General features: G+C 35.6%; 14 protein-coding genes. 5 read left to right on the plus strand and 9 right to left on the minus strand.

The annotated features are described in order from the left end of the window. Positions 1 to 40 precede the first annotated feature (40 nt). From CRI88_RS01730 to CRI88_RS01765, 8 genes are all read right to left on the minus strand, one after another. Positions 41 to 556 carry a phage tail tube protein gene (locus CRI88_RS01730; RefSeq protein ID WP_080717163.1) on the minus strand — a complete coding sequence of 172 codons (516 nt, stop codon included), beginning with the start codon at positions 554 to 556 and terminating at the stop codon, positions 41 to 43. A gap of 15 nt (positions 557 to 571) precedes the next feature. Beyond that, complete coding sequence (locus tag CRI88_RS01735; RefSeq protein WP_036127649.1) at positions 572 to 1,894, minus strand: phage tail sheath family protein; 1,323 nt, start codon at positions 1,892 to 1,894, stop codon at positions 572 to 574. 1 nt (position 1,895) lies between these two features. Further along, positions 1,896 to 2,117 carry a hypothetical protein gene (locus CRI88_RS01740; protein ID WP_080717164.1) on the minus strand — a complete coding sequence of 74 codons (222 nt, stop codon included), beginning with the start codon at positions 2,115 to 2,117 and terminating at the stop codon, positions 1,896 to 1,898. Further along, a complete protein-coding gene (locus CRI88_RS01745) occupies positions 2,089 to 2,547 on the minus strand; it encodes a phage tail terminator family protein (protein WP_101966366.1) in 459 nt (152 codons plus the stop codon). The genes CRI88_RS01740 and CRI88_RS01745 overlap by 29 nt, the downstream gene beginning before the upstream one ends. A 725-nt stretch (positions 2,548 to 3,272) precedes the next feature. Then, positions 3,273 to 3,692: a hypothetical protein gene (locus CRI88_RS01750; RefSeq protein WP_230593959.1), complete on the minus strand. Its 420-nt coding sequence runs from the start codon at positions 3,690 to 3,692 to the stop codon at positions 3,273 to 3,275. Positions 3,693 to 3,897: 205 nt separating this feature from the next. Further along, entirely contained in the window at positions 3,898 to 4,920 is a 1,023-nt protein-coding gene (locus CRI88_RS22295; protein WP_051891756.1) for a DnaD domain protein, read from the minus strand. A gap of 249 nt (positions 4,921 to 5,169) precedes the next feature. Beyond that, a complete protein-coding gene (locus CRI88_RS01760) occupies positions 5,170 to 5,934 on the minus strand; it encodes a phage antirepressor (RefSeq protein ID WP_036127657.1) in 765 nt (254 codons plus the stop codon). A gap of 23 nt (positions 5,935 to 5,957) precedes the next feature. Next, positions 5,958 to 6,206 (minus strand): helix-turn-helix transcriptional regulator, encoded by a 249-nt coding sequence (locus CRI88_RS01765; RefSeq protein WP_101966368.1) that lies wholly within the window; start codon positions 6,204 to 6,206, stop codon positions 5,958 to 5,960. 154 nt (positions 6,207 to 6,360) lie between these two features. Here CRI88_RS01765 and CRI88_RS01770 point away from each other — a divergent pair, with 154 nt between their 5' ends. The 3 genes from CRI88_RS01770 to CRI88_RS01780 all read left to right on the plus strand — a co-directional run bounded on the left by CRI88_RS01770 (position 6,361) and on the right by CRI88_RS01780 (position 8,680). Further along, positions 6,361 to 6,717 (plus strand): helix-turn-helix domain-containing protein, encoded by a 357-nt coding sequence (locus CRI88_RS01770; protein WP_036127660.1) that lies wholly within the window; start codon positions 6,361 to 6,363, stop codon positions 6,715 to 6,717. A 90-nt stretch (positions 6,718 to 6,807) separates the two neighbouring features. Then, on the plus strand, positions 6,808 to 7,308 hold the full coding sequence (locus tag CRI88_RS01775; RefSeq protein WP_036127663.1) for an ImmA/IrrE family metallo-endopeptidase: 501 nt from the start codon (positions 6,808 to 6,810) through the stop codon (positions 7,306 to 7,308). A gap of 472 nt (positions 7,309 to 7,780) precedes the next feature. After that, a complete protein-coding gene (locus CRI88_RS01780; RefSeq protein WP_036127666.1) occupies positions 7,781 to 8,680 on the plus strand; it encodes a hypothetical protein in 900 nt (299 codons plus the stop codon). Positions 8,681 to 9,128: 448 nt separating this feature from the next. Here the strand turns inward: CRI88_RS01780 and CRI88_RS01785 are convergent, their stop codons facing one another. Next, positions 9,129 to 9,725 carry a TetR/AcrR family transcriptional regulator gene (locus CRI88_RS01785; protein WP_036127669.1) on the minus strand — a complete coding sequence of 199 codons (597 nt, stop codon included), beginning with the start codon at positions 9,723 to 9,725 and terminating at the stop codon, positions 9,129 to 9,131. A gap of 116 nt (positions 9,726 to 9,841) precedes the next feature. Here CRI88_RS01785 and CRI88_RS01790 point away from each other — a divergent pair, with 116 nt between their 5' ends. Together CRI88_RS01790 and CRI88_RS01795 are read left to right on the plus strand one after the other, a co-directional pair. Continuing rightward, positions 9,842 to 10,570 (plus strand): ABC transporter ATP-binding protein, encoded by a 729-nt coding sequence (locus CRI88_RS01790; RefSeq protein WP_036127672.1) that lies wholly within the window; start codon positions 9,842 to 9,844, stop codon positions 10,568 to 10,570. Beyond that, positions 10,567 to 11,583 carry an ABC transporter permease gene (locus tag CRI88_RS01795; protein ID WP_036127675.1) on the plus strand — a complete coding sequence of 339 codons (1,017 nt, stop codon included), beginning with the start codon at positions 10,567 to 10,569 and terminating at the stop codon, positions 11,581 to 11,583. The genes CRI88_RS01790 and CRI88_RS01795 overlap by 4 nt, the downstream gene beginning before the upstream one ends. Positions 11,584 to 11,597 lie beyond the last annotated feature (14 nt).

The raw sequence follows: 11,597 nt of genomic DNA on the forward strand, positions 1-11,597 counted from the left end.
ATTTATATTTAAAAGAGCCCATATATAATGAGCTCTCGTCTTATAGCATTTCTTGTAAAGTTGTAAATTCTTCTGGCATATCCCAATCCTCGAAAGTGAAATCTATAGAGTCTTCTAAGTACTCCGCATCTGCATCTAATGCAGCGATGATCCCTCCATCCATATTACAATCAATTAGAATGGTTGTTTGACGGCCTACCGACGCTGAGCCATCTTCGTTAGTCACTTGGATATCAAAATAAATATCCTCCCCAGTGTCTTTGTAACGCTTTAATAACTTACGGAATATTGAAGTATTAAAGTGGAATGTAGCGCTACCTGTATACTCCGCGCCAGTAGCTTTGTTACCCTTAGCTACACGCCCCATAATAGGAACTTGCGTTTTAGTTTTATCCATACGGGCTTCTAAATTAATTAATTGAGCAAATAAGTAACGACTGCCTTCAACCGTCACGTATGCTCGGCCTTGAGCGCCATGAATGGCATTGCGAGCATGCATAGTAGCATCCGCAAAATACTGTAGATTCATTGGAATTAATGTTTTGTTTGATTTCATCTGTTTGCCCTCCCCTTATGCTACTGTTGTCGTGATGTAAAGTTGTGACATCGCAACCGTAGGAATCACGACTTCATTTACGACAACAGCTTTCTTTGAATTACCTTGTGCCACGGTTAGTTCATCTTTGTTGTAATTTTGAATAGCTCTAATACGTTGCATTTCCATTCGAAGACTACCAATGTCATTCCATAAAGAAATTCGACCATCTTGATCATTTGGCACCTGACCTAAATAATGAGTGTTAAACAATTGAGCTGTATCAATTGCAAGCTGATCAAGCACACGAATGACTTGATTCAAACTGAAGTCCTCGTTTTTCTCATCTGAAAACGATGTAAAGGTATTCACATCTTCAAGTACACGAATTTCATCCCCAACACGATGTAATAAATATTTGCCAGCCTTTAATAACGTTGTGAGTTGTGACTGTGTCTTTGTTTCAGACATATCAACTGTAAATTCACCTTCGTATTTTTTATTAGTATTTGACTTATTGACAGCTACTCCAGCCTGAGCACCAGATACCCAATATACTGCACCAAACACTTCTTCTTCTGGTCCATTAGTATCGTTTTGTACGTCAATAATCCCTTCATGGTTAGTACTGCCAAGTTTATGACCTACAAGTTGGAATTTACCACCGATTTGGTCACGAATACGCTTTGTATACTCAATATATAACGATTTAATTGAACTTTCTGAAGACAAGCAGCCAAGAGTATTGAAACCATATGCTTCTAAAGCATCTAGTGCCTCTTGATGTGCCCCACCAGTAATAGCTAAGCCATTGGAACCTCCAGCTAATGCGGTACCAGCTGTAACAGCTAAAGTTGCATTCGTTTTAAACACAACAAAATCATTAGCGATTAGTTCTGTAGCAGTAGCTACCGCCATTTGTTCGTCTACTAACACATTAGCTAGCAATGTTTTAACATCGAATTTCGATGGCTCATCGACATTTGCCTGAATGACAATCGTAATATCATTCCCTCGTGCACCTTTGTACTTAGCTGTTGCAAAATCATTTGTAGCCGCTTCTGCATCCACAGCAAGTTTGTAAAAATAAACCGTGATAGCATTTTTAAATACATCACGGATACCTTTCATTTTTGAGTCCATATATTCATAACCAAAAATTTTGCGAGAATTCTTTCGTAAATCCTCTTGTGTTACAGCAAATACTTCGCCATCTACGCCCCAGTCAAGTGCAATTGGCAAACCAACGTAACCGCGATTGCTTAGATTTACAAATGCACGAGTAGCGCTAATAAAATTGTGATATTTCCCTGGTAATACTTTGTTTTGTGATAAAAATACTCCTCCACCTAACGCCATATTAATTACCTCCCTTATCGAATTTCTTCAGTATTTCATCCACTTGAGCGAATGAATAAGTTTTTTCTTTTTCTAACAATGCATTGAGTGCATCACGGCGATCTTTATATTTTTGACTTTTTGAAAGTTGCTCTTTTGTAAATTTCGGTAAATTCGAACTAATTACCTTTTCAACGTTTTTGCTTTCCATCGACTCAACCTTCTTCTGAATTGCTTTCGCCAACTGAAACCACCTCTTCTTTGTTAATATTATGATCTAATGACCCCATAAAAGCTTTCTCTTCAATTTCTTGTAAGAAGAAATTAAAATGAATAAAATTATTACTAATGCCTTCAATAACTTCGCTAGTTGCTCCGGTACCAAGCAGTAGTGAACCATTTAACAATGTTATTTCTTTGATTGCTTGTTGAACCTTTAAAGTCATATTAGACACCTCAGGTATGCCATTTTTAGGGAAATACTTCACGTTAAAATGTGCTGTTACTTTCCATCGACCACCTATTTGTCGGATATGCTCTAAGCTCAAAAATTGAATTAAAAAAGCAGGCGTATTAAACTCCTGCGGTAATTCATCAATATATTTTTTATATTCCGCTCCGAAAGCTTCGTGGAGCTTACTAGATAAAGCGTTTTGAATATCATAAATTTCCATCAAAAGCCTCCTTCAACAAGTTAGTTAGTAAACATATGAATATAGAATTAAATACATCGAATCACTCACTTTCAAACGTTTTGGTAGTTCATTAAGTAGTTTTTTCAGCTCATCAAATCGTTCTAACATTGAACCGTCAATCCTTTATTCATCTCCAACTAAAAAACGCCCTTCCTTATACCGAATAGGAAAGCGTCGTTTTAACTTTTACTTGAACGTTAGCCATTCCACATAGCCTCCTTTTCAAATGGTTGCTTGGAATACGTTTTGTGCTTCTTGGAGTGATGGGATTGCTATAGCTGCTACTCTTGCCCATTTAGTTCTATCCTACAAATTTTTCAACTGAAAACCACTCCTTTTTATGCCTCAAACAAGTTTATGGGACATTGATTGGTCGACGGTCTGTCGCCTTGGTCATTTATTGTTTTATAAATTCCAAAAGGTGAAATCCTTAACCCGTCGTCCTACTTCCAAGTTTACATTATCTATTACTTAAAATGATATGTTTGGAACGTTTGGAACATCTGTCACACTTGGAACATTTGGCAAGTAAAATGAAATATTATCAATCACTCTTAAATGAATACTAGAATAAAATAGTAGATACTATATTGTCGTCTAAATGAAAAAAGTATATAACAAAATAATAGCTCTTCATTTCTGTTAGCCCAATAAAACCCCTAGTAAAATATTTAAAGGTTCACAAAAAAGAAGTAACCCTTTGGTTACTTCAGCATCATATCTAAAACTCTTTCTCGCACACGTTGTACGCTAGTATGACTCATATTAAGATTTGCACCAATCCAGCGGAATGGCATGCCTTCTAGTAACCAGAAAAGTACTTCCTGTTCAAGGTCGCCAGTTACCTTGTCAGCTAAATTTTGAACTAATAGTAGCTCATCTTTAATCTTGTTCATGCGCTCCTCGCGTAAAGCTCTCATTTGAACATGAGCATGCACTGGGTCGCTTGTTCTTCCAATAGCTTTTGGCATTGCTGCCTCAAAGCCATACTTTGCTGTAGATGTTACAGCTGTTAATGAATCTAGTTCATCCTTCATTCTCATGTACTTGCACATATTGTCATTGTACTTTTTAATTGCCTTATCTAGTTGGTAACGATTTAGTTGTATTTTCTCTTTTATCATAGTTATGCCCTCCTATGTATCTTTTCAATTCTCTCTGCTCTAGCATTCCACCACTGGCCGTTATAACAAATGTTTTTTACATTGTGCTAAATAAATGTCAAACGCACACCCTCAATATACGTTTTGTTTTTTAAATGCTCTTTCATCCTTGAACATCAAAACATACGATCATGCAATCTCATTTTTAGTCATTGCTCATACACTCCTATTTACCAAGCATTTCTAAAACCTTTTGTCTTTCAGCTTCAAAATCTATCGTGTTGTTATTAGACTCAGCAGATGGAATTGATGACTCGTCTTTATCATTACGATTGGCGAACCACTCTGGCACTATCTCTGTACGACTGTTAGACTTTTGATAAGAATATCGGCTAGATTGCTGTCTATTTTTTTTCTCCCTTTCTTCCTTGGCCTTTAATTGCTCAACATTCTTAATAAAAGACTTTCTCCAGTTTGCTAAAATTTGTTCTGTATACTGCATTGGTATGTTTGGTTGATGTAGTGCCGTTATTTTCATGGCTTCATAAACAAGTGCTGGATTATTTTCACTTGCCATGCGTTCTATGCACTCGCAAATATAACTCGATGCTCTTTGAATGTTTTCATCATAGAATTTAGTTAAGAAAATTAATTGTTCCTCAGTGACTGTCGACTGACTGACTATTTCACTATCTGCTGTTTGTTTTTGTTTTTCTTTTTGTTTTTCTTTTTGTTTTTCTTCCCCACACACTTTAGAAGGTGTATCGATAGGGTATTGATACGGTATCGAACCATTGTCATTACTAGGATTAAGTTCTTTCTGCTCATCCTGTACTTCTAACAGTATTGATACGGTATCGAGACTGTATCCTAACTGTTCCAATGAGGTAACATAGCTCTTAACAAATGGGGTATGTTTTACTGCAAACAGCTCTTTTTCGATACATTTTTTAACTTTAGGCGAATTTATAAAGTTGTATTTTGCCCAGTTAATTAGCATGATTTCTTTCGTTAATTCGTTGTAAGTAATTTTTCCGTATTCAAAGAACCTTTGTAATAGTTTCTGTACTGTTTCACGGTTATAACCTGTATGCATTTCTATTACTCTGTAAGGTAATTCGTAAATACCACATTGTGTTGTATTATTGTTTGTCATCAAATACAGATAGAAATATTTCTCCTCTGGTGTAAGATCTAATACAAAGCCGTCATCCCAAAAAGTTGTGTGTACATGTCTGTATTTAGCCATTTTCTCTCCCCCTAATGTGTTCTTTTTACTATGTGGTTGACACTGATGTTGTCTAACTAGTGGATCGTTTAAAAAGTTATTTGAAATCAGGTTCGAAGGGGACAATTGTTTTTATTTGTGCTAAATCAACAAAACGTACTTTGGGATGAAGAGTGACTCTAGTAAAGTTATTTGAGTTGCCTTCTATTCTTTCTTTAGTCATGATGAAAAAATTTCGAATCACCATCGATTCGTTCACTATTGTACTAATCATATTGTCACTACCTTGCCCAAAAACTTATTAATAAAGTAAGCCTGTCCTTTACTAGTGATTTTAGATGTTTTACTAATACTGATTTCCCCACTGTTATGATGAATAGGTGTTTCTTTAATTTCGAACAAACCCAGTTGCATTGATTTTTGTGTTGGTGAATTGTAAGCTGATCCTTTACGCTTGATTAAATAGCCATTTTCTCTTAGCCATTTGAATAGACGCTTTTGTCCAACATCTATACCATTTTGCTTTAAGATTTTGGCGAACTCTCCAATAAGAATGCTTGTTTCACTAGCTTGTATTGCATCTGCAAATAACACTTTTGTTTTTTGTGAATCAATCAACAATCGCTGCTCAACCATATTTTTCTCGTTATTTTTGATTTTTTTACTGGCGATTAATAAAGCTTTAGCCATAATTGATGCATCATCATCGTTTTCGATAGTAGTGATATAGCCACCATCCTTTCTAACTGAGGGTAAAACTTCTGATTTAACCCATTTTTTAAATGCTCTTGCCGTTGGTTTACGACTTGCGAATATTAGTTCATAAAGTCCAGATTCATTGACAATGTTTGTTTCACCCTGACGCCCTAAGTTGAACTTCGACCGTTCATCATTTTCTAAACGGTTAATTGCTACAGTAGGATTAGTTAGTGCTAATACTCTACAAACATCCGCGGCTACAAACCAAGGCTCGTTATTTAATTCAACAATTCGAACGTTTTGATTATGAAAGTTAAAAGTTTGCAATCGATTCATATAAGAACCTCCAGATTAGTTTCTTACCAAACACAACAAAATGTTGTTTTATTTTTCAAAAAAATTTTTGATGGTGCCATTTCAAATAGGTCAGAAATTGCTAATGCTACATCTAAGGACGGTGTGCGTACTCCCTGTTCAATCATTCCATAATAGCTTTCACTAATAGTGATACCGAGTTCAATATCAAGTTTTTCCACTACATCTTTTTGCAACCAATTTTTTTGTTTTCTAGCATCAATAAGTATTAACCGACGATTTGTTGTTTCCAAAACCACACCCCCAACTTTTTATGGTTTTATATTACCCAACAAAAAGTTGTCTGTCAAACCAAAACTAGATTTTTTGTTGTTTTTTATTTTTATTTAACTACAAACCCAACAAATTGTTGTATAATTAGGTTACATATTTAAGTGAGGTGTAATCATGTCTAACGTACCGCAAAGGCTTAAAGAGTTAAGAAAAGAAGCTAAATTAACACAAGCAGATGTTGCCAAATTCTTAAATATTTCTGAAAGTGCATACGGGTATTATGAACAAGGCCGCAATGAAATTTCCATAGGAAGCCTTCAAAAGTTAGCAGAAAAATACGATGTAAGCGTAGCGTATATATTATGTGAAACAGATGAAAAACAACCTTTTGATAAAGATGAGGCTGCTTTCCAAGCATTTGCTAATGATCCAGAATTGCAGGTCTTTTATAAAGAACTTCCTAAGTCAGATGAAGAAACTGTTCGCCGTTTACGAGACATTTGGGAGATTATCAAACATGAAAAGAAATAATATTTTTTAGCCCTTCTTCCTAGAAGTGGGCTTTTATTATAAATCAAATAAGAACATACGTTTCATTACAAGGAATTTGGGGATGGTTTTATGTCATATACTACATACACCGAAGATTTTATAGAAAATCTTTATACTAAATTAGAAATTTTGTTACCACATCAACTAGATGTAAATGAAATAGCCTACAAGTTAGGCATTCTAGTATATTTCTGGGATAATCCCAGTCAAGTCCTATTTTTAGGTGATCAGGCTTATATTTTTTTAGATCAAAATCTGTCCCCTAAACAATTGTGGCAAGATTTTTGTCATGAACTGTGTCATGTTTTATTTCATAGTGGCAGTCAGGAAAAGATGCCCTACTCGTGGATTGAGTATCAAGAGTGGAAAGCTAATAATTTTATGGTACAAGCATGTGTACCAACATTTATGTTGAATAAAATTACCTTACCGGAAAGCGAGGATAAAGCCATTCAACTAATTCAAGAGCTATTCAATGTTGAATGGGATTTCGCTTATAAAAGATTAGAACAATATAAAAACAATAAATTTATGCATGAATTAGATGCAAAAGCAGCGAAAATGTACTAAAAGGAAATGCTGATGAAATTTTCCAATATTAGCAATTTCACTTAGATACCTGTTCATGAGATGCAAATGAACTTAAAGTTACCCATAGTAATAATCGGTGATTGCTTCCTAAATGGTGAAGAGGAATTTTTGTATCCATAATTTGCTTGGTCCTAACCTTAATGGCTTAGTAATTAAAACACTGTATTTTCTTTAGCAACTACATATCGAACATCATCACTTTTACTGAAATGATTTATTGGATTTCAGGGTACAAAACGTGGTACGTATTAAATGAGTATCCCCTCCCCCTCTATTTTAATGTATCTCCATTTATGACTAATATTTTCCTCAAGAGTCATAAAAGATTAAAAGGTACATTGTTCTAATGATTATTTCCTACATAAAATAGGCATACAATTGCTGCCAAACGAATAGAAACCTATATAGAGAACAATTAGTCATGGGGAAAAATAAAGTGGGGTGTGAAAGGATGCTTAAAGTAAATGATGCAAAAGAAATGGTACTTGGAATTGTGCAAGATGACCCATTGTTTGTTGCACTACAACATACGCCTTTAGAGGAGAATCTTTATCAGGATGCTTATTTAACAGATATCGATGAATCCAAACACTATACAATAGCAGAAGTCGCGGGCTGGTTTGATATTACAGACGCTATGCTTCGCTACTATTTAAAACCATTTGAACAATACATTTTTGACAATACATCGCCGAACGTGAATGGTAATATTCGTTTAAACCTACCTGCTATAGTAAGGCTAAGAATGATTTTATTATTGAAGGATGAGTATCGTGTGAGGGGGATAAAATTATTGCTAGGCATTGATGATAATGGTCAGTTGCTGAAACATCAAATTACCGCAACGACTATGGATTCTGATGATTTATCACATAAAATTGATGTGCTTGGAAACGTCCTACAGCAGATGATCCAAACTGGCCTCTTTCAGATTTTGCCAGATGAAGAGCAAGGAACATTACAAGTAAACATCAATCAGGATTTTCTTGCTCAAAATATTCAGCGATTATCCGCAGACTCCGCTCTTCAAGTAGAGGAAATTCAAAAAGAAACAGTAGAATTGAAACAAGAAAATGAACATCTCCAACAGCAAATTTCAGAGCTACAAGAAAACAGTGTGAAGGATATTGTGCAGAAGATTAGAGAGCGTCATATAGAAAATGAGATTGTATCTACTTTGCGAACGGAAGCATTACGGCTTTTTTCAGAGAAGCATAAAGTAAGTTTTTTCACTAAAATGTTCAAGTCAGCTCAAATTGAGATGGATAAAGAGCAATTTGTGCTAAGCTATATTTCTCAGCATTTAGAAGAACGCTTGGAAGTGGCATTGAACGATTATTATGACAAATAAATTTGAACAAAAGGTTATCAGCAGAACATGCGTGAGACTAGCTAAAAGGCTCATCGTCATGTTCTTTTTTATATGCGCATAATGCGCTAGCCATTTATACTCCTTACTATTACTACCTTGGTGACAATCTTCGAAATGTTGTTTTCTCATGAGCTAAACATAACAAGGCTATTGCTGCAAAATTTCGGTCTATTTTTGTTGTAGCAGTAAGGCTTTAAAACTTGCTATGCCTATCGTGCTGGGATTTTTAATATCTTTTATCACATTGAAGCACTTAATAATAGGGGGCAATCTATACATTGTTCGGTTCAGATAATATTCAACTAGATTGCTCTTACCGGTGGACCTTGGCAGTCATTTTCTAATTGGTGTACTTTGCGATAGTTTAGCTAGTCATTTTTTCGTTAAACGAGATTGACAATTATCATCCCCAACCGCTACAGTGCCGTTAACTATTGGCTACTACATTTCCTAAAAATCGTAATAATCGAAAATGGAGGGCGACCATTTCTTCTACCGTTAAATTTTCATTGCCTTTGTCAAGCCACTCCTGAATTACACCCAGAATGGCAGATGCGATAAAGGCTTGTAAGTATTGCTGAAATTCTGGATCCTTTACTTCCTCGCGAATCACTGATAATCTGTCCAAAATATGATTGCCAAAGATAGTTTTCATCTTTTGTGTAAAAGCAGGACTTCCCTGCTCTCCTAATAACATACGAAAGGCTGTTGCATGCTCTTTTATACATGTTATCACTTTAATAAAGGGTTGATAGAATTGACCCATTTTTAATGTTTGGAATGCTTCCACTGGTTGAACATGTTTGACATAGCGTTCTAATTCCATTAATAGCTCCTGTTGCAAATCCTCCATTACGTCATATTTATCCGTATAATGTAAATAAAACGTTCCACGATTGATTTGGGCCGCTAACGCTAAATTTTTGACGGTCACACGTTCAAAGCCGACCTCCTCTACTTGCTGGATAAAAACCTTTTTAATGGCTTGCTTTGTTTCAAAATTCATCTTTTCATGTACAGACACAAACTTCCCTCCAGTTACTTAACACTTACAGGCAAACTGTTGATTGTATTTGTTCACATGCTACCGTAAAATTTTTATCAAATCAACATAGTGTTCAGTGAAGGAGTGAGATCCATATGGGAAACCACGCAATCTCTATTAAAACCCTTGAAAAAAGATTTCAACATAAGCAAGTTATTGCCCCACTTACCTTAGATATTCCCAAGGGACAATTGATGGGCTTACTTGGTCCGTCAGGCTGTGGAAAAACAACGCTAATTAAAATGATTATGGGCATGCTAAAACCTGATAATGGCACTATTGAAGTATTAGATTTAGCTGTTCCACATAAGCAATTATTGAATGATATCGGCTATATGGCACAGTCAGATGCACTTTATACGGATTTAACTGGTGAAGAAAATCTACATTTTTTTGCCAAGCTTTATTCATTATCGAAGGCGGAGCAAATGGAGCGTGTAGCCTATGCCGCAAGCCTTGTTCGTTTGACCGATGACTTACAGCTTAAAGTGATGAATTATTCTGGAGGTATGAAACGTCGGCTGTCCCTTGCCATTGCCCTTATTCAAAATCCTAAGGTATTGATTTTAGATGAGCCAACGGTTGGCATTGATCCTGTTTTAAAAAAGGAAATTTGGCAAGAACTTATTCGTTTAAAAGAACACGAACATAAAACGATTTTAGTGACGACACATGCGATGGATGAAGCGGAAAGATGCGATCAATTAGCTATGCTCAGAAGCGGGCATATTATTGCACAAGGGACACCACAGGCATTAAAAGCCTTTTATCAGGCAAAAGATTTTGATGAAGTGTTTTTAAAGGCTGGAGGTGACGTACAATGAGAATGGGTGCTATCGTCACAAGAATCATACAACAAATGAAACGAGATAAGCGGACACTTGCTTTATTATTTTTAGCCCCACTTCTTGTCTTGTCATTAATGTATTTTATTTTCAATAGTAACGAGGCTTCTGTCACACTTGTCGTCTCTAATGGTCCCACACCATTGATTGACAAATTGAAAGAGACAGATTTTACAATTATTGAAGACGATGATTTTTCGAAAAAACAGCTACAGGACAAAGAGTATGATGGATGGCTAGCAATAGAGCAAAACGAACTAAAGTTAACTTTATTAAATGATGATCCTTCCCAGTCAAAAGCTTTAACAATGCAGCTTGCTCAACTTTTACAGACTTCTCAAGACTCCATAGGTAGTTTAGAAACAGACTATGTTTATGGTGATAAGGATACGGCCATTTTTGATATATTTAGTCCCATGCTCATTGGCTTCTTCGTATTTTTCTTTGTCTTTTTAATTACAGGGATTGCCTTGTTAAAGGAACGAACATCTGGGACATTGGAACGTTTACTTGCAACACCTATCAAACGCTCAGAAATTGTAGCAGGCTATATGGTCGGTTATGGTTTATTTGCCTTCCTACAAACAATTATTATCGTACTGTTTGGCATCTATGTGCTTGATATTGTCCATGTAGGCTCCATTTGGCTTGTCTTACTCATTAATATGATGATTGCCCTTGTATCGTTATCCTTAGGTGCCCTGCTTTCAAGCTTTGCCGCTTCAGAATTCCAAATGATGCAATTTATTCCGCTTGTTATTGTTCCACAAGTATTCTTTTCAGGCATTTTTCCGCTTGATAGTATGGCGGAATGGCTTCAAAATATTGGACGTATCATGCCACTTTACTACGCAGCGGACGCATTAAATGGGGTTATGTATAAAGGTTATTCCTTCAATGATATTATAATTAATCTCAGTATTCTTGCTTGTTTCGCTGTAGTATTTATTACCTTAAATATCATTAGTTTAAAAAAATATCGGTCGCTGTAAAAAATACAGTAAGG

Origin of the sequence: Lysinibacillus fusiformis (assembly GCF_002845985.1) — a bacterium.
GTDB classification, from domain to species: domain Bacteria; phylum Bacillota; class Bacilli; order Bacillales_A; family Planococcaceae; genus Lysinibacillus; species Lysinibacillus fusiformis_D.